Below are 17,599 nucleotides of genomic sequence, written 5' to 3' on the forward strand. Positions count from 1 at the left end.
TATGCCTTATCCTACAACCACTTAGCGGTTTATGGTCACTCACAAACCATCTCTTTAACGCAGAGCTACGCCCTTAGCTACTAATTCATTGTTCACCTAGGAGCTCAGAAGTCCATTCCATCCATTTGTGCACCTGTTCACACCAGCCACAGGCTCTCTAAACCACATTTTGAATGTACTACTCTTCCTCATTGCTTTCTTATTATTACTATCCATTATAACCAGGCAGGGAATAGGAATCAAGATTTATTGCCAATAGGGTATTATGTCACGTTTTCTAGAGGGAAAAGCTTGATGTGCTTGAAAATATTGTGTCTTTAACCAACAATTTTTATAAAATCATTGAAACGCCCTTTTCAAGTGATTCCATAACTTGTTAGAATAAGAGAGTACATATGATGTGCGGAAATAAACGAGTAGGAGAGATAAGCAGTGGCGCTGAAACAATTTTTCGCATCAATTGGAGCGGTAGTGATATTAACATTACCATTCCACACATCCGTTCAGGCAGAAGGATCAGATTCATCAACTGCTGAGCAGCATCAGCACAGAGAAACCGTTCATCCAGCAAAGGAATTTCCTAGTTCTATGCCGAGATTTGTCTATGATTCCGGACTGACGTTTGAATATCCAGATGCGGTTCGCGGTATTTATGTGACAGGTCACTCTGCTGGTGGAGCACGTTTTGATACACTGGTTGATCTCATGAATTCAACAGATCTTAATGCAATGGTCATCGATATTAAGGATGACTTCGGTTACTTAACATACGTGCCGGAAGAAGGTTCTAAATTTGAGAATATAGGACAACCGTATATCTCAGATCCAAGAGCCATGTTAGAGGTAATGGAACAAAACGAGATTTATCCCATTGCACGTGTTGTTGTTTTTAAAGACACAGTACTAGCTGAAGAAAGACCAGATTTATCATTCGTTGACAATGGCCAGGTTTGGGCAAATGGACGAGGCGAATCTTTTGTCAATCCATTCTCAAAAGAAGTATGGGATTACAATGTTGAGATTGCGATTGAAGCGGCGAAGATGGGCTTCAAAGAAATCCAGTTTGATTACGTACGTTTTCCTGAAGGCTTTGAAACAAGAGACACAACGCTGCAATATGATTTAGGGGAATATGGCGGTTCGGAATACGATGATACACAGCGCCGAGTTGAAGCGGTAACAGACTTTGTCGAGTATGCTTCTGAGCAGCTTAAAACTTATGATGTAGAGGTTTCTGTTGATATCTTCGGCTATTCGGCTACTTTGCCTGAAGCGCCAGGAATTGGTCAAAATTTCAATAAAATTTCTGAGCATGTGGACGTTATTTCATCCATGATTTATCCAAGTCATTGGACTTCTTATTTCGGGATTGATAAGCCTGACTTGGAGCCGTATAAGCTTGTAAGTGAGTATGCTAAGGTTGAAAATGCTAAGTTAGCGGAATTAGAAGAACCACCAGTCTCTAGACCATGGCTGCAGGATTTTACTGCTTCTTATTTAGGCGCAGGAAATTATATGGTGTATGGTCCAGCAGAGGTAGAGGCTCAAATTAAGGCGTTAGCTGATAACGGCATACACGAATACCTATTATGGAATGCGGGCAATACGTATACAACAGAGGGTGTAGATTTTACACCTTAAAGTAGCGATCTAAATTCACTTCACTGGCGGCTCAGGAAATGAGCCGCTTTTTTGTTTTGGCTAAGTTATAGATCATTGTTGATTTTTGGACGATGTTGATTGGAGCGGAAATCAACTGGCATGTTTTACAGAGCCTTTGTTTTAATCGTAAATAATCAGGGTATTGAAACATTCGGTTAGTACAATACTACACATACCTCAGCTCCTCGCATTTAATTAACTATTTCAAACCATTGATTTCGAAAAAGAGAAAGGAGGGTCGACATGCATTGGTATGAAAAATTAAATGAATATTTTCCTATCGAAGAAATGAAGTCGAAGGAGCATATGGAAACCCTATTAAAAGAACGAAGTGATATATACTATAAAGAAGAAGGGCCTCATTATGTGTTAATGTATGTAGAAACAGAGGATTTCACCTTTGTAGATTATCTGTTTGTTTCCAACGAAGCCAGAGGAGAAGGATTAGGGCATAAACTCATTCAAAAGCTAAAGGATAAAAATAAGCCAATTATACTTGAAGTCGAGCCAGTGAATTATGAAGATAGTGACACGGAAAAGCGGTTGCGATTTTATAAGCGCGAAGGATTCAGGCATGCTAAATCGATTGGATATAGGAGACGCTCTTTAGTAACAAACGAAGTAAATGGAATGGAAATCCTTTACTGGGCTCCAAAGAATGCCTCAGAGAAAATGGTTTATGAAGCGATGAAAAAGACATATGAAATGATTCATACCTATAAAGATAAACTATTCTATGGAGAACAATACGAACCAGTTGAAGAGGTTTTAACAATTAATAAACAAAATGAACAGGATGTATTAAAAAGGGTATAACCATTTTCAATAAAAACAGCTAAATGAGAATATAAATAATAGAATGTTAAAATGAGGTTTATTTGGATCTTAATAGGGAATACTTACATATGGGCAAGTTTTTCCCATGAATATTCGATTTGTAGAGGAAATATGACAATTTCGTTAAAAGTCTATTCATTCATTTAATAATTGTGTATAATGAATACAAGATATCTCTTTAAAACGATTTTAAATAAATTGCTTTTGAGGTCTCTTTTAACAAGTACGTAAACTACATTAAATATAAATTATAAAGGGAGTGTGAATGGTTCATGGTAACGTTGTTCACTTCACCTAGTTGCACATCATGTAGAAAAGCCAAAGCATGGTTAGAGGAACATGAAATTCCTTATTCAGAGCGGAATATTTTTTCTGACAATTTAAGCATCGACGAAATTAAAGAAATTCTTCGTATGACTGAAGATGGTACAGATGAGATTATTTCAACAAGATCTAAAATCTTTCAAAAGCTTGATGTGGATCTAGATTCTTTGCCTTTACAAGATTTATTCGAGCTAATACAACAAAATCCTGGTTTGCTTCGCCGTCCGATTATTATGGATGAGAAGAGACTTCAAGTTGGTTACAACGAAGACGAAATCCGTCGGTTCCTTCCGCGGAAGGTTCGCACGTATCAGTTATTAGAAGCACAAAGAATGGTCAATTGATGATAGTAATCAAAAAGGCTTGTCCCATTTTATGAAACAAGGGACAAGTCTTTTTATATGATTAATAATCACATTATTTTACTGTTCACATTATCGTATAAAGACTGAACAAGTTCCCTCAATCCTTGTGCTTGAAATTAAGACCTGAATAGTCTACACTCTAGGAACAATGGGTGCTTCTATTATATTTAATTAAATAGACAGAATATGATTTCCCTTTATCTGCTTTTTGTCATACAATAATGTAGAAAGATCACCCTATGATCTATACAAATGGTTTGCATCAGAGCTATGCTCGAGGGGGATTCCCTTCATCCACCACACAGGAAGGGAGAGTTGAAAGATGGAAATAGAACGTATTAATGACCATACAGTTAAATTTTACATTTCTTACGGTGATATTGAAGAAAGAGGATTTGACCGTGAAGAAATCTGGTATAACCGGGACAAAAGTGAAGAACTCTTCTGGGAAATGATGGATGAAGTGCATCAGGAGGAAGACTTTGCAATTGAAGGACCTCTATGGATCCAAGTCCAGGCACTCGAAAAAGGGCTAGAAATCCTCGTCACAAAAGCTCAAGTGACAAAAGATGGACAGCGTTTTGAGTTGCCAATTCCTGAAGACAAACAACGTGATGGTTCAGTCAATGACCAGATTGAAGAATATTTAGAGGAAAATTTTGATATGGATGACCATGAGGCCGAGGAGATCCTTGATTTTACAATGAAATTTAAAGATTTTGAAGATCTTATTTCATTGTCAAGGCGATTTGATCATGATCAAATCTTCACAAAATTGTACTCCTTTGAAAATGTTTATTATCTATATGTAGAGTTTTCAGAAGAATTTTTTGAAGAAAGCGATGTAGAAAATATTTTAAGCATCTTACTTGAATACGGTTTAGATACTCAAATAACTTCTCATCGTCTACAAGAATATGGTAAAATCGTAATGAATGAAGACGTTTTCCAAACCGTTCGCAAATTTTTTGCATAGCTAATCGCTCCTATGAGACGTTGTCTTGTAGGAGTTTTTTTGATCCTCAATAGTTTGCTGTATTTATACATTTACAAAAAATGAAAGCAGGAATTATGGAAATGAATGTAGAATTGGACAGGTGGAGGTGATAATAATATTAATCGCAAATAAACGTTCCGGTGAGTCTGTCCTATTGGATGGACGATTTTCAAAGGACGAGCTTTTGGCTGCTAAAAAAATGGGGGCCTTTTATTGTCCGCAGTGTCAAGGCAGTGTTATCCTTAAAGTTGGAAACGTCAAGATCCCTCATTTTGCCCACCGTTCATCCTCAAACTGCCATTCCTTCAGTGAAGCAGAGTCAGCACTTCATTTAGAGGCAAAGCTCCAGCTCTATCATTGGTTTAAAAAACAAAATTTTATTTGTGAAATTGAGAAAACTTATTTCGGAATTTCTCAACGGTCAGATATAGGTGTCTTAGTAAATTCAATGGAATATGCAGTCGAGTTCCAGCGGTCGTCTATCTCGATTGAAAAATGGATGGCACGTACAGAAGGCTATGAAAAAAAAGGAATTATTCCTTTGTGGCTCCTCTCGCATGACCGTATTTCGTCCCACACCTTAAATCACATTACGTTAACATCCTTTCATCAGCTTTTTATTCGCTTTTCCCCGTATACAAATCAATTTTATCTCATAAGCTATGATGTGAATTCGAAGCAATTTTACGTTTTTGAACATTTAAAACCAATTACAAAGAATCAATTTTCGTGTATCCGACATTATTATCGATTACAAAGCATTAAATTTCCCTATTTTCCGCTTCATCAAAAAACACAGAAGCCCGTCTTTTTAGAAAAGCATCTAGTACAACTGGAGAGATGGAGAAGTGCCAGGTATTATTCGGCTAAAGGCCTGCAGGATTCCTTTTTATCTGGCTTATATGAAGCAGGTGAGCCATTGCTGTTATTACCGGCATGGGTAGGGCTTCCACTGCAATCCTCCATGTATTTGAGAGAATTCGCAGCTGAATGGCAAGGATACATTTATTTAGTAGTGCGAAAGGCCTCTCGCTTGAATCGAAGCATTCATATTGAGGAGGCAGTAGGTGAAATCGCTTTGCGTCTAAGAAGACAAGAGCTTCGAATTAGGCTGACGGGTGCATCAAAAGGAATTGATATTGCAAATACGATCGTACGTGACTATTTCATTTTACTTGAGAAAATAGGAGTGGTGAAAAAAATTAGGGAAGAAGAATATCGGCTTCAGCAGCTTCCCGTATTTTCTCCTCCTGATCATATTGATCAAAAGAAGGAGAAGGATCGTTTATTTTGGGATTATGCAAAGCTCATCGTGTTAAATTACGAATCGTTACGGTTGCAAGAATAGTGAAAAAAAGAGAAAATAAAGGAAGTTCAATTTAAAAAATGGAGGGTCACAATGAGCAACGAATCTGCAGTAAAAACATTACCAGAACGCAAGGTTATTCCTGAGGATCAAACTTGGCGGTTAGAAGATATATTCGCGACAGATGAGGAATGGGAAAAGGAATATAAAGCACTGCAGGAAGAAGCGAAAAAAGCACAACCCATCCAAGGTACACTCGGTGAGAGTGCAGCTCATTTTTATGAAGCATTAAAGCTACAGGATGGTATCATGGAACGTTTAGGTAGGCTATATACCTATTCTCATATGCGCTATGATCAGGATACGACCAATTCCTTCTATCAGGGACTTGATGATCGCGCTAAAAATCTGGCTACCCAGATTAGCAGTGCTTTTGCTTTTGTTGTCCCAGAAATTTTATCCATTGATGAAAACAAAATTGCATCCTTCCTAAAAGAAAAAGAGGAGCTATCCCTTTATAAGCATGCGTTAGAGGAAATTAATCTGCAGCGCCCAAACGTCCTTTCAGCAGAGCAGGAAGCATTACTTGCAGAGGCGTCTGAAATAATGGGGGCTTCAGGTAACACATTCAGTATGCTAAATAACGCAGATCTTGAATTTCCGACCATCAAGGATGAAAATGGAGAAGATGTTCAAATTACTCATGGCCGCTACATAAGCTTTCTTGAAAGTGATGATCCACGCGTGCGTGAGGATGCATTTAAAGCGGTGTATAAAACGTACGGAAACTTTCGTAATACTTTTGCCAGCACACTGAGCGGACAAGTGAAATATGATAACTTTTCTGCAAGAGTTCGTCACTACGAATCGGCTCGTCACGCTGCTCTGTCTAACAATAATATTCCCGAAGAAGTCTATGAAAATTTGGTGAATACCGTTAATAAAAATCTCCACTTACTTCATAGATATGTTAAACTTCGCAAAAAAGTGCTTGGCCTAGATGAACTGCATATGTATGATCTGTTTACGCCATTAGTAAAAGAAACCAAGATGAACATTCCATATGAGGAAGCGAAAGAGCTTATGGTAAAAGGGCTTGAACCTCTTGGAGAAGATTATCTTCGTGTTGTGGAGGAAGGATTAACAAACCGTTGGGTGGATGTTCAAGAAAACAAAGGAAAACGCAGTGGGGCTTATTCATCAGGTGCTTACGGTACCAATCCATATGTTTTAATGAACTGGCAGGATAATGTAAACAACTTATTTACATTAGCGCATGAGTTTGGACATAGTGTACACAGCTATTACTCACGCAACAACCAGCCATATGCCTATGGAGGATACTCAATCTTTGTAGCAGAGGTAGCCTCAACATGCAATGAAGCACTATTGAATGATTATCTATTAAAAACAATAGATGATGATAAGAAACGTCTTTATCTATTGAATCACTTCCTAGAAGGGTTCCGTGGAACAGTCTTTCGTCAAACGATGTTTGCTGAATTCGAGCATATCATTCATCAGAAGGCGCAGCAGGGGGAAGCGTTAACGGCTGACTCGCTGACTGAGGAATACTACAAGCTCAATAAAAAATATTTTGGTGAAGATATTGTCGTGGATGAAGAAATTGGTCTGGAATGGGCGAGGATTCCACATTTCTACTACAATTATTATGTTTATCAATATGCAACAGGCTACAGTGCCGCAACCGCTCTAAGTAAACAAATTCTTGAAGAAGGAAAACCGGCAGTGGATCGTTATATAAATGATTTCTTAAAGGCTGGAAGCTCTGACTATCCAATAGAGGTATTGAAAAAAGCAGGAGTAGACATGACGACTTCAACACCAATTGAAGAAGCATGTAAAGTATTTGAAGAAAAATTAAATGAAATGGAAGCATTGCTTTCTTCATAACAAAATTAGAAGCTAATCGTGGTTATTTCTGCAGCAAATCAGATTGCAGGGAGCGCTCCTTTAGCTTCTTCTTTTTTTAAAATATGAACGGGAGGATGAAAAACCACGGAAACGATTTTTACTGGTTGCCCAAATAATAAAGAGGAAAATGACGACGAAAAGGATCACTGAAGAAAAAACTAAAGAGTAAATTTCAAGAAGAGCAAAGAGGTGCAGAAAAAATGCTCCCATAATGGCAAGCAACCAAAATAAGAAAATCCATTTTCGCATATGCAGTCCCCCTTATCATAGTATATGTATGTGAAAAAGGAGAGTTTATTCCAATTGTTTGACTAAAATGTGAAACGTGTTTGTCGTGCTTGTTATACTTGTAAATACATGATACACTATTAGTGTGAAGTTGATCACAAACAAACATATACCCCTTTGTTTGACCGTGAAAAATTTCTCCCATCCCCTTTGTTCGTAAGGAAAAGCCCTTATCACTAGTTGATAAGGGCTTTTTCTATTGTGTATTATTTCATGAATTATGATGAAGGAAGAGAGCGCCAAAAAGTACCGTGCTTTGCATTTATACACTCTATTTTTTGTTGAAACATTCGCTTCTTCAATTCTTTTTCTGCTTCTGAAATACTTAGATTGTAGACAACTGCAACTTCAAGTGTCGCTACAAGCTGAAACCGTTCAATAAATTCATCAATAGTTGGCAGCTCTTGTTTTTCTGGTTTGTTCATCAGCATTTCCTCTACAATTTGTTCATAGACATCATATGGATAAACACCTGAAATTTTAATTCCCTCATCCTCAATATTTTCATTAAAAAACACGAGAGTCGGCGTTTCCTCTACATCCATTTCAGAAGCGATCTTTACATCACATTGAAACGCTTTTGTAGCAGATGCAGAATGGATATCCTGTACAAATTCGTCTACATCAAGACCGGTATACTGTGCACAGTTTTTTAACACTTTAAAATCTGATACATCTTGTTTTTCAATAAATAATACTTCTTGAATTTTTCTGAGAAATCGACTGCCGGCTCGTTTTCCTTGCAGCTCTGCTGCCTTAATGGCAATCGAGGCAAGAAAAGGAGAGTCGATTGGATTATTAAGCCACAGTGAGCCGTCGCAAGACATCCCGCTTCTACTTGCGATTTTATCCCAATTTTGCGCTAGTGCGAGCTGACGTTTTTTTGTTAAAAAATTCAAATTTTCTAACTTCCCGCTAAGAACATGTTTAATACGGATATAAGGCCCATATTCCATCATCAGCTTTTTCATAACGGGTTCTAATGCCCAGCACTCAGGGCAAATAGGGTCCACAAAAACGTAGATTTCTAACGGCTTTTGCTCCAGTGTTTGCCAGCTGACATCTGTCCAATAATTCGCTGTCAATCTTCATCACCCTCTGCTCTATCAGGAGTGTTGACCATGTGTTGTGCGGTTAAGGAAAGGCGGTGAAACAATGCTTCACGTAAATCTCCCTCTAGACCGACTTCATCCATGGCAACCGTCATGCATTGCAGCCATGCATTTGCACGTGTTGGTGTAATCACATGAGGCAGGTGTCTTGCTCTCAGCATTGGATGCCCATGCTCGTGTGTATAAAGGGATGGTCCCCCAAGGTATTGAGTAAGAAACTGCTTTTGCTTTCGAATGGTTTCAGTAAAATCATCAGGGAAAATTTCAATTAAATCGGGATGCTTTGCAACCTGATTATAAAAGGCATTTACAAGCGCGGAGAGTCTTTCTTCACCTATTATTTCATAGGGTGTAAGCGACTGATCAACCATAAACGTAGACTCCTTTTTGCTTTGTTTGTATGTACATTGTAGCAACGCTTTTCTTTTTTCTCAAATAAATAGCCTTGCTGGAGATAAAAAATGACAAAAAAATGACCAGCAATCTCCCCAAATAATACTAAATTGGGGGGGATTGCTAGCTGTATTAATCAGCCTAAGTAGCTGTTCATAACCTTTTTTACATAATTAGTGGTCTCTTTAAAAGGAGGGATTCCCCCATATTTATCCACATTGCCAGGTCCTGCGTTATACGCAGCAAGCGCCAGCTCTGGATTATCATTATACCGGTTTAGCATATCTCTCAGGTAGCGGGCTCCGGCATAAACATTTTCCTCAGGGTCGAAGATATCTTTTACCCCCAGCCATTTTGCAGTACCAGGCATAAGCTGCATTAATCCAGATGCTCCGGCATGACTGACAGCAGAGGGATCAAAATTAGATTCGTGTTTAATAACCGAACGAATTAGCCCTTCAGGTACATTATTTGTAGCGGCAGCTCTTGAAATAATTGAATCAATGCTTGAATCCCCTGACGAGGTGTTAGTTGAAGCTGTTGTATTACTGGATGCTGCCATCAGCTTACTGATTGAAGAATTCACGGTTTGCTGAGGTTGGGAATTTGGTAATAAATTTCCCCGAAGCGATACGCTTGGAGTTGTTTTATCATTAAGAAAAGAAGCCACTGCGCCCAACTGATTGCTTTGAGGCAGGGTCTGTAAGATTTCCTGCATCATTTGACTAAAGAGATCTGATTGATTTGAGTTTGATGAAGCTTGCTGTGAAGAGCCTAGTCCATAAAGAGTCTGGATCTCCATAAGCATTTTCAACGAATCAACATTCATAGAAAGCCTGCCTTTCCTTTTATAATTTAAGCTGTCTGATTTTTTCTTTATAAAATCGTTTAATCTTACTATCGGTTTCTCTTACAGGAATATTGTAGGTCGAAAGTAGCTTTATAAACGCCTTTTCTCCCTCATCCCGATCTGTTACCTCGTACTCCACTTCGTAGTCCTCTTCGTCTAAATAAAAACTTTGATCAAGAACAAGCAAGCCATTTTCATAATGGGTCTCGATTCTATTTGTTTTTAAACTGCCAAATAGGACAACGTCCCGGACAGGAATATTCATGATTTCTAAAAGCTCATACACTTCACCTTCTGGAGGGCCGCCGCCCATCATCATATCCTTGGCGATAAATGTATGTAAAGATTGGTGAGTTTCCAGGATTCCTTCCTCTACCGGCTGCTTCAATGTGAGCTGGTAGGAACCGTCCTTCACTCGGATTCGCAGTGCGCAGCCCTGTTCCTTCAGCTGGAAAAGAGGAGTATCAAAATAATGATTCTCCTGTGAAATGATCTGCCCATCCTCTGGGTAAAACGAAGATTTTAACCGCAAATATTCATTCTTTGTTAGGAGATTTTTAAATTCAATTTCAAGCTCCTGTGACATTTTGTTCGCTCCTTTTTTACTCGCTGCTACTATTATCTACTTCTTTTCCTCTCTCTGCAATGACGAGATGAAAGATCACAAGTTTTTATGCTAAAATGGAAAAGATAATAGGTTGGAAGGAGTCCCAATTGTATGAGAAAAAAAGTATGGTTAAATAAGACAATTCAAGAAGCGAGTCAGCTTGTATTGCAAGGGGAGTCAACTGACGTTATTGGCACTCTTAATCCAAGTGGCCAAATGGTTGTCGATTCAGATGAACTAGCTTTTGTTTACCTAGCCGAAGAAGGAGACGAATTTACATATCTTTATTTGCCGGATTTTATTTGGCCGGAATTAAAAATGGCTGTTGAAGCAGATCAAAATGTTGTGGTTCGATTGGGTCGAAGTGACATGACGTTACTGCAATTAAAAGATGAGTTAGCGTATTTGGTATCGAATATAGAGGGAAACGGCAACTATGGTGAAGCGATGGTTCAGAAAGTAGAATCCGTTTTTTTGGCAAATGAAAAAATGGAGCAGGCAGAATAAAACTCATTCGACCAATAACATTGAGGTGATGCGGATGAACCACTGGGAAACATTCCTTGAACCATACAAGCAGGCGGTAGATGAATTGAAAATTAAGCTAAAAGGGATGAGAACACAATTTGAATTGCATAATTCTCATTCTCCTATTGAATTTGTCACGGGACGTGTGAAGCCGATTGCCAGTATTTTAGATAAAGCAAGTGAAAAAGGGGTTCTTCTTGAAAACTTGGCTACAGAAATTCAGGATATTGCAGGATTAAGAATGATGTGCCAATTTGTAGATGATATTGAGTTTGTGGTCGAGTTACTGAGGCGGCGAAAGGATTTTAAAATTATTGAAGAGAAGGACTATATCTCACATAAAAAACAAAGCGGTTATCGTTCTTATCATGTAGTGGTAGAATACCCAGTTCAAACAATAAATGGAGAGAAGCGTATATTAGCTGAAATTCAAATACGTACACTTGCCATGAATTTTTGGGCAACGATCGAGCATTCTTTGAATTATAAATACCGTGGTCAGTTTCCAGAGGAAATCCAAAACCGTCTTCAGCGTGCAGCTGAAGCGGCATTTCGCTTGGATGAGGAAATGTCCGAGATCCGTGAAGAAATTCAAGAAGCACAAGCCTTTTTCTCAGAAAAGAAGGAGGATGTGATCAAGGAAAGGCAGAAGGGGAATTCGAGACGCCGGCGAAACTATAATGAGCGTCAAGATAAAGGGGGCAAGGAGTCATGAAATTTGCAATCACATCAAAGGGGGACGCAAAATCTAATGCCCTCATGCATAAGATGAGAACGTATTTAAGAGAATTTAATCTGGAGTACGATGAAGATGAGCCTGAGATTGTGATTTCGGTCGGAGGCGACGGCACCTTGCTCTATGCCTTCCATCGTTACAGCTCTAGACTATCAAATACTGCCTTTGTCGGTGTTCATACTGGGCATTTGGGATTTTATGCGGACTGGGTACCAGATGAAATTGAAAAGCTTGTGATTGCGATTGCCAAAACACCTTATCAAATTATAGAGTATCCTCTAATAGAAGCGATTATTCGCTATAAAAATGGCGGCAAGGAAACAAGATATCTTGCGCTAAATGAATCAACAGTAAAAAGTGTTGATGGCACACTCGTAATGGATGTTGAAATACGCGGTCAGCATTTCGAGGTATTTCGCGGTGATGGATTATGTTTATCAACACCTTCCGGAAGCACCGCTTATAATAAAGCACTTGGAGGTGCCATTATTCATCCTTCCCTTCCATCGATTCAATTGGCGGAAATGGCATCAATTAATAATCGGGTATTCCGTACGGTTGGCTCACCTCTTATCATGCCGGCTCATCATACCTGCATGCTAAAGCCTGTAAATCGGGATGATTTTTTAATTACAATTGATCATTTGACACTTTTACATAAGGATGTAAAGTCAATTCAATATCGGGTAGCAGATGAGAAAATTCGATTTGCCCGCTTTAGACCATTCCCGTTTTGGAAACGAGTTCACGATTCATTTATCGACGGGTGAGGAGGAAGAAGGAATTTGTCTTATTCAATGCAGTGGACGGTGAATGAAATAGAGGAAAGTACCCTCTTGCGCAGCTTCCTTCAGCAAAAAAATATTTCAAAGCATGCATTAACAGAGATAAAATTTGAAGGCGGGCGTATTGAAGTAAATGGTGAGGAAGCAACCGTTCGAAAAATATTAACACAAGGTGATTGCGTGAAAATCACCTTTCCAGAAGAAAAAAGGAGTAATTCACTGATAGGGGAATCTATTCCATTATCAATTGTATACGAGGATGAGACTGTTCTTGTGGTAAATAAACCTCCATATATGAGTACAATTCCGTCAAGAGAGCATCCTTCAGGCAGCTTGGCCAATGCCTTAATCGGCTACTATGATGAACAGGGTCTTTCTTCATCTGTACACATTGTCACACGCCTGGACCGGGATACATCCGGTCTTTTACTTGTGGCAAAGCATAGCCATGCCCATCACCTTCTGAGCCAGTCCCAGCAGAAAAGAGAAGTGAAACGGACCTATTACGCAGTTGTTCATGGTATGGTGAAACCACTTGTAGGAAGCATTGATTCGCCAATTGGCCGGAAGGACACGAGTATTATTGAGCGAGAAATAAGGGCAGATGGGCAAACGGCGCTTACACATTATGTGGTTGAAAAATATGTGAATGATGATAGCCTTGTCTGTCTTCGCCTTGACACTGGAAGAACCCATCAAATTCGCGTTCATATGAGCTCAATTGGCCATCCTCTTCTAGGGGATGATCTATATGGTGGACGAATCGATCGGAGTCTACGGCAGGCATTACATTGTGCAGAGCTTGCATTTATTCATCCTCTCACTGGAGAAGCTTTGTTGTTTAAGTCTGAGCTTCCACAGGATATGAAAGATCTTTTATCGTAAATAAAGAAGCCGAAGACAAGGAGTTTTGAAATCCCGTCTTCGGCTTCTTTAATGGAGAGATTATGGAAGGGATGAGCGAGCCGCCTGCGCTTTTCTTATAACTCATCATCTCTGAATTTTTCTGGTATATAGGGAAGAGAGGATGGGACGGATACGGTTTCCATTTCGGGATATCTGAGTGCTGTAAGTTTATTGCCAAAAACAGCTCCTGTATCAATGTTAACGGTCCGGTTCATGAAACGGGCGTCATGTATGGGGGTATGGCCATAGACAACCCATGCATCTCCATTATATTCCTTAGCCCAGTCTTTTCGAACAGGAAGCCCTTTTTCAGTTTTTTCGCCTGTAGTATCGCCATACAGAACAAAGGAAGCTATTCGTTTATTCATTTGACCAATATCCTGATGCCTTATTCCAGCATGTGCAATGACTAATTTTCCTTCATCTAATACGTGATAAAGAGGAGAATTTCTATATAGGTGGATGAATTTACGAGAGATTTTTGTTCTTTCTTTCGGAGTGAGCTGATCGAGTTCAGCCACAGTCGTTTCAAGACCGTGAATGATTTTCACATCATTTCCCTTTAAGTAGCGATAAAGCTTATTGCAGTGATTGCCAGGAACATAAAAGGCTGCCCGCTGATTGAAAAGCTGGTAGACATCCTCTATAACACCTAGGGAATCCGGACCTCGGTCCGTTAAATCTCCTACAAACCCAAGCTTACGTCCTTCAGGATGAACAGGAATACCACCCTTCCAGTGGTAGCCAAGTATTTTGGTGAGTTCTACCCACTCTTGACGGCAGCCGTGAATATCTCCAATAATATCTAATTGCATTTTCTATCTCCTCCAGAGTGCAAGAAATCATTAACAAAAAGTTTACCATGTATCTTGCTGAAAAATAAGCGACAAGCTCAAAAGAATCTGCTACCATAGTGTAGAATTTAAAGGTATTTTTGAGAGGAGTGTGAGAAAAATGGCAGAGCAGGCACAGGATAAAGAACAAATCATGTTTGATAAGGATTTACTCGAAAAGGCGCTCCTAAATGGTGAGCTTGAAGTTTTTAGAGAAGAGTATTTTAATCTGCATCCTTATGATCGAGCTAAATTTTACTTGAGGTTAGAGCCTGAATCGCGAGAGCGTATCTACCAATTTCTATCTCCGGAAGAAATGGCAGACATTTTTGAAAATATTGAGCCAGAAGATGATGAATATAAAGATATATTGGCTGAAATGAATCCGCATTATGCAGCAGACATGCTTTCAAATATGTACACGGATGACGCAGTTGACGTATTAAACGAACTGAGCAAGGATCAGGTAGCTAGTTACTTAACCATCATGAATGATGAATCCGCACAGGAAATTAAGGACCTTCTTCATTACGAAGAATATACAGCGGGTTCCATTATGACAACCGAATTTGTCTCCATTCCATCCAATTCAACCGTTCGATCTGCAATGGCGATCCTTAGAAAACAGGCACCAAATGCTGAAACCATTTATTATACGTTCGTGATTAACGATGAAAAGAAACTTGTTGGCGTTGTTTCATTAAGAGATTTAATTGTCTCTGAGGAAGATGCACTAATTAAAGACATTATGTCCGATCGAGTTGTATCGGTTTCGGTAAGCGACGACCAGGAGGATGTAGCTAGAACAATGAAGGATTATGACTTTTTAGCGCTGCCTGTTGTCGATTTCCAGAACTATTTATTGGGAATTATTACAGTAGATGACATTATTGATGTATTAGATGAAGAAGCCTCAGAGGATTATTCAAAGTTTGCCGGGGTTTCTGATATGGATTCAAAGGATCGTACATCCTTAGGAGCGGCAAAAAAAAGATTACCATGGTTGATTATTTTATTATTTCTTGGCATGCTTACGGCCAATTTGATTGGCCAGTTTGAAGCAACCTTGGACCAAGTAGCAATATTAGCGGTTTTTATTCCACTTATCGCAGGTATGGCAGGAAATACGGGAACACAGGCCCTCGCTGTTGCCATCAGAGGGATTGCAACGGGTGATATTAAAGAAGAAAGCAAATGGAAGTTAATCATGAGAGAAGCAGGGACTGGTCTTATTACAGGCACAACCTGTGGTATAATTGTGATCGGTATTGTATATATATGGCAAGGGTCTTTTTTTCTCGGGATACTTGTAGGCTGTTCCGTTCTCGTCTCTCTAGTGGTTGCAACTTTAGCTGGATCGTTTGTGCCACTTATTATGCATCGTTTCAATATCGATCCGGCAGTTGCCTCGGGTCCATTTATTACAACTATCAATGATATTTTTAGTATTCTTATTTATCTTGGCTTTGCAACATTATTTATGAGTCATCTTATGTAATAACGGACAAACCCTTTAATCATTGAAAGTAGCGGATCATTTCCTGGGGAATGATCCGCTTTTTCTTTCGTTGATTGTTTGAAGCATTCATGTTAAATTAGTATCAGGTACTAATAACTTGTTATAAAACAGGAGGATATGAATATGACATTGTCATTAAAAGGGAAAACATTCGTTGTCATGGGTGTCGCAAACAAACGAAGTATTGCATGGGGGATTGCACGTTCTCTTGACCAGGCGGGTGCTGCGATCATTTTTACATATGCTGGTGAACGCTTTGAAAAAGGTGTACGCGAGCTTGCTGATTCACTTGAAGGTGATCACAAGTATGTATTGCCATGTGATGTTACAAATGATGAAGCGATTCGTGAATGCTTTGAAACAATCAAAAAAGAAGTTGGTGTTATTCATGGTATTGCGCACTGCATCGCTTTTGCAGAAAAGGAAGAGCTTCAAGGAGAGTACTTGAATACAACTCGTGAAGGCTTTCTGCTCGCACATAACATCAGCTCCTATTCATTAACGGCTGTAGCGAAAGAAGCAAGAGGATTAATGACTGAGGGTGGAAGCATTGTAACGTTAACCTACCTTGGCGGAGAAAGAATTCTGCCGAACTACAATGTAATGGGTGTTGCAAAAGCATCCCTGGAAGCAAGCGTACGCTATTTAGCAGGAGATCTAGGTAAAGATGCAATCCGCGTTAACTCTATTTCAGCAGGACCTATCCGTACACTGTCTGCTAAAGGAGTCGGCGATTTTAACACCATTCTAAAAGAAATTGAAGAAAAAGCACCTCTTCGCCGCAATACGACGCAGGAAGAAGTCGGCGATGCAGCTGCATTCTTGTTCAGTCATCTTTCAAGAGGCATCACAGGAGAAAATATTCACGTCGATTCAGGCTATCATATCGTAGGATAAATTTATGTTTCAAGGAGAACCACATATCGTGGTTCTTTTTTTGTGAAAAGGGAGAGTATTGGCATGTCCAATACATCATTTTTATTTAAAGGACATACAATGAATAGAAATGTAATGGAAATGGAGGGGAAGGAATTTGGACAAAAACAATCAGCAGCGCAAACGTCACGACCCCTTATTATACATTGATCAACCCGCATTTGAACGTCCTAAGCCTACAATGCAGCAGGTGTATCAATCAAGCAGAGCACCGGAAAAAGAGAAAACTGAAGAGAAAAAACTGAAAAAAAAGAGGCATCCGTCTCAACCTAGCTTCGATTATGTAGAAGAAAGTCCTATTGATGTTAAGTCGAGTGATGCTGAGGTCCTTGGGGATGAGGTAAAAGCAGAACATGACGAGGTGAAGCCTAAACGAAATTTATCACCGAGGCAGCGCTTCAAATCTGTCAAATCATTTAAGGATATGGATGTTGATGAAAGACTGAATTATCTTATACCCTTCATAGGGAAGCAGGCACCATTTGTATGTACATTTTCTTTAAAAGAAGGTCGGAGCTTTAAAGGGATTGTAACGAAAAATGAAGATCCAAGCTTTATTGTTTTAACCACAACGGGAACGGAAGAAAAAATAAATAGGAACGATCTTCTTAGCATCCATATAAACTAAACCATTTTCTCTTCAGCGACCATCGTTGATCGCTGAAGAGGCTGGTTTTTTA

General features: G+C 39.2%; 19 protein-coding genes and 1 other annotated feature (1 of these 20 running past the window's edge). Of the genes, 13 read left to right on the forward strand and 6 right to left on the reverse strand.

All coding sequences use genetic code 11. The annotated features are described in order from the left end of the window. Positions 1–201, reverse strand: a binding site (T-box leader); it reaches 54 nt to the left of the window's first position. A gap of 231 nt (positions 202–432) precedes the next feature. The 6 genes from KP78_RS09510 to pepF all read left to right on the forward strand — a co-directional run bounded on the left by KP78_RS09510 (position 433) and on the right by pepF (position 7,405). Next, positions 433–1,641, forward strand: coding sequence for a putative glycoside hydrolase (locus tag KP78_RS09510; RefSeq protein WP_084219937.1), 1,209 nt, complete (start codon positions 433–435; stop codon positions 1,639–1,641). A 264-nt stretch (positions 1,642–1,905) separates the two neighbouring features. After that, a complete protein-coding gene (locus KP78_RS09515) occupies positions 1,906–2,478 on the forward strand; it encodes a GNAT family N-acetyltransferase (protein WP_041088400.1) in 573 nt (190 codons plus the stop codon). Between the two features lie 293 nt (positions 2,479–2,771). Then, the gene (gene spxA, locus KP78_RS09520) at positions 2,772–3,167 is read left to right on the forward strand and encodes a transcriptional regulator SpxA (RefSeq protein WP_041088401.1); all 396 of its coding nucleotides are present in this window, start codon (positions 2,772–2,774) and stop codon (positions 3,165–3,167) included. A gap of 343 nt (positions 3,168–3,510) precedes the next feature. After that, a complete protein-coding gene (mecA, locus tag KP78_RS09525; protein ID WP_041088403.1) occupies positions 3,511–4,164 on the forward strand; it encodes an adaptor protein MecA in 654 nt (217 codons plus the stop codon). Positions 4,165–4,285: 121 nt separating this feature from the next. Next, a complete protein-coding gene (locus KP78_RS09530; protein ID WP_235420891.1) occupies positions 4,286–5,533 on the forward strand; it encodes a competence protein CoiA in 1,248 nt (415 codons plus the stop codon). Positions 5,534–5,584: 51 nt separating this feature from the next. Beyond that, the gene (pepF, locus tag KP78_RS09535) at positions 5,585–7,405 is read left to right on the forward strand and encodes an oligoendopeptidase F (protein WP_041088407.1); all 1,821 of its coding nucleotides are present in this window, start codon (positions 5,585–5,587) and stop codon (positions 7,403–7,405) included. A 60-nt stretch (positions 7,406–7,465) separates the two neighbouring features. Here pepF and KP78_RS19755 read toward each other — a convergent pair whose 3' ends face one another. From KP78_RS19755 to KP78_RS09560, 5 genes are all read right to left on the reverse strand, one after another. Next, a complete protein-coding gene (locus KP78_RS19755) occupies positions 7,466–7,675 on the reverse strand; it encodes a hypothetical protein (protein ID WP_041088409.1) in 210 nt (69 codons plus the stop codon). A gap of 257 nt (positions 7,676–7,932) precedes the next feature. Further along, positions 7,933–8,799 carry a ClpXP adapter SpxH family protein gene (locus KP78_RS09545; RefSeq protein WP_041088411.1) on the reverse strand — a complete coding sequence of 289 codons (867 nt, stop codon included), beginning with the start codon at positions 8,797–8,799 and terminating at the stop codon, positions 7,933–7,935. Beyond that, entirely contained in the window at positions 8,796–9,197 is a 402-nt protein-coding gene (locus tag KP78_RS09550) for a globin domain-containing protein (protein ID WP_041088413.1), read from the reverse strand. Before KP78_RS09550 ends, KP78_RS09545 begins: the two co-directional genes overlap by 4 nt. 158 nt (positions 9,198–9,355) lie before the next feature. After that, positions 9,356–10,048 carry a lytic transglycosylase domain-containing protein gene (locus KP78_RS09555; protein ID WP_041088415.1) on the reverse strand — a complete coding sequence of 231 codons (693 nt, stop codon included), beginning with the start codon at positions 10,046–10,048 and terminating at the stop codon, positions 9,356–9,358. Positions 10,049–10,067: 19 nt separating this feature from the next. After that, positions 10,068–10,655 (reverse strand): CYTH domain-containing protein, encoded by a 588-nt coding sequence (locus tag KP78_RS09560; RefSeq protein ID WP_041088417.1) that lies wholly within the window; start codon positions 10,653–10,655, stop codon positions 10,068–10,070. Positions 10,656–10,787: 132 nt separating this feature from the next. On the opposite strand from KP78_RS09560, the gene KP78_RS09565 reads away from it, so the two are divergent. From KP78_RS09565 to KP78_RS09580, 4 genes are read left to right on the forward strand one after another with little or no spacing between them, the layout of a single operon-like run. After that, positions 10,788–11,183: a UPF0738 family protein gene (locus tag KP78_RS09565; RefSeq protein WP_041088419.1), complete on the forward strand. Its 396-nt coding sequence runs from the start codon at positions 10,788–10,790 to the stop codon at positions 11,181–11,183. Between the two features lie 34 nt (positions 11,184–11,217). After that, positions 11,218–11,919 (forward strand): GTP diphosphokinase, encoded by a 702-nt coding sequence (gene yjbM, locus KP78_RS09570; RefSeq protein ID WP_052474741.1) that lies wholly within the window; start codon positions 11,218–11,220, stop codon positions 11,917–11,919. Continuing rightward, the gene (locus tag KP78_RS09575; protein ID WP_041088420.1) at positions 11,916–12,710 is read left to right on the forward strand and encodes an NAD kinase; all 795 of its coding nucleotides are present in this window, start codon (positions 11,916–11,918) and stop codon (positions 12,708–12,710) included. The genes yjbM and KP78_RS09575 overlap by 4 nt, the downstream gene beginning before the upstream one ends. Positions 12,711–12,737: 27 nt before the next feature. Next, positions 12,738–13,610 carry an RluA family pseudouridine synthase gene (locus tag KP78_RS09580; RefSeq protein WP_041088699.1) on the forward strand — a complete coding sequence of 291 codons (873 nt, stop codon included), beginning with the start codon at positions 12,738–12,740 and terminating at the stop codon, positions 13,608–13,610. Positions 13,611–13,705: 95 nt separating this feature from the next. On the opposite strand, the gene prpE is transcribed toward KP78_RS09580, so the two are convergent. Continuing rightward, positions 13,706–14,446, reverse strand: coding sequence for a bis(5'-nucleosyl)-tetraphosphatase PrpE (prpE, locus tag KP78_RS09585; RefSeq protein WP_041088422.1), 741 nt, complete (start codon positions 14,444–14,446; stop codon positions 13,706–13,708). Positions 14,447–14,585: 139 nt separating this feature from the next. On the opposite strand from prpE, the gene mgtE reads away from it, so the two are divergent. The 3 genes from mgtE to KP78_RS09600 all read left to right on the forward strand — a co-directional run bounded on the left by mgtE (position 14,586) and on the right by KP78_RS09600 (position 17,547). Next, complete coding sequence (gene mgtE / locus KP78_RS09590; protein WP_041088423.1) at positions 14,586–15,962, forward strand: magnesium transporter; 1,377 nt, start codon at positions 14,586–14,588, stop codon at positions 15,960–15,962. Between the two features lie 144 nt (positions 15,963–16,106). Further along, positions 16,107–16,880: an enoyl-ACP reductase FabI gene (gene fabI / locus KP78_RS09595; protein ID WP_041088426.1), complete on the forward strand. Its 774-nt coding sequence runs from the start codon at positions 16,107–16,109 to the stop codon at positions 16,878–16,880. Between the two features lie 136 nt (positions 16,881–17,016). Further along, positions 17,017–17,547 (forward strand): CotO family spore coat protein, encoded by a 531-nt coding sequence (locus tag KP78_RS09600; RefSeq protein WP_041088428.1) that lies wholly within the window; start codon positions 17,017–17,019, stop codon positions 17,545–17,547. Positions 17,548–17,599 lie beyond the last annotated feature (52 nt).

The organism is Jeotgalibacillus soli, from assembly GCF_000829435.1.
Classification (GTDB): Bacteria; Bacillota; Bacilli; order Bacillales; family Jeotgalibacillaceae; genus Jeotgalibacillus; species Jeotgalibacillus soli.

Bases quoted from the DNA above. Each gene is read 5' to 3' on its own strand.
- KP78_RS09560 (WP_041088417.1), bottom strand. From the start codon at position 10,655: ATGTCACAGGAGCTTGAAATTGAATTTAAAAATCTCCTAACAAAGAAT.
- mecA (WP_041088403.1), top strand. From the start codon at position 3,511: ATGGAAATAGAACGTATTAATGACCATACAGTTAAATTTTACATTTCT.
- spxA (WP_041088401.1), top strand. From the start codon at position 2,772: ATGGTAACGTTGTTCACTTCACCTAGTTGCACATCATGTAGAAAAGCC.
- fabI (WP_041088426.1), top strand. From the start codon at position 16,107: ATGACATTGTCATTAAAAGGGAAAACATTCGTTGTCATGGGTGTCGCA.
- yjbM (WP_052474741.1), top strand. From the start codon at position 11,218: ATGAACCACTGGGAAACATTCCTTGAACCATACAAGCAGGCGGTAGAT.
- KP78_RS09550 (WP_041088413.1), bottom strand. From the start codon at position 9,197: ATGGTTGATCAGTCGCTTACACCCTATGAAATAATAGGTGAAGAAAGA.
- KP78_RS09575 (WP_041088420.1), top strand. From the start codon at position 11,916: ATGAAATTTGCAATCACATCAAAGGGGGACGCAAAATCTAATGCCCTC.
- pepF (WP_041088407.1), top strand. From the start codon at position 5,585: ATGAGCAACGAATCTGCAGTAAAAACATTACCAGAACGCAAGGTTATT.
- KP78_RS09580 (WP_041088699.1), top strand. From the start codon at position 12,738: ATGCAGTGGACGGTGAATGAAATAGAGGAAAGTACCCTCTTGCGCAGC.
- KP78_RS09555 (WP_041088415.1), bottom strand. From the start codon at position 10,048: ATGAATGTTGATTCGTTGAAAATGCTTATGGAGATCCAGACTCTTTAT.
- prpE (WP_041088422.1), bottom strand. From the start codon at position 14,446: ATGCAATTAGATATTATTGGAGATATTCACGGCTGCCGTCAAGAGTGG.
- KP78_RS19755 (WP_041088409.1), bottom strand. From the start codon at position 7,675: ATGCGAAAATGGATTTTCTTATTTTGGTTGCTTGCCATTATGGGAGCA.
- KP78_RS09515 (WP_041088400.1), top strand. From the start codon at position 1,906: ATGCATTGGTATGAAAAATTAAATGAATATTTTCCTATCGAAGAAATG.
- mgtE (WP_041088423.1), top strand. From the start codon at position 14,586: ATGGCAGAGCAGGCACAGGATAAAGAACAAATCATGTTTGATAAGGAT.
- KP78_RS09565 (WP_041088419.1), top strand. From the start codon at position 10,788: ATGAGAAAAAAAGTATGGTTAAATAAGACAATTCAAGAAGCGAGTCAG.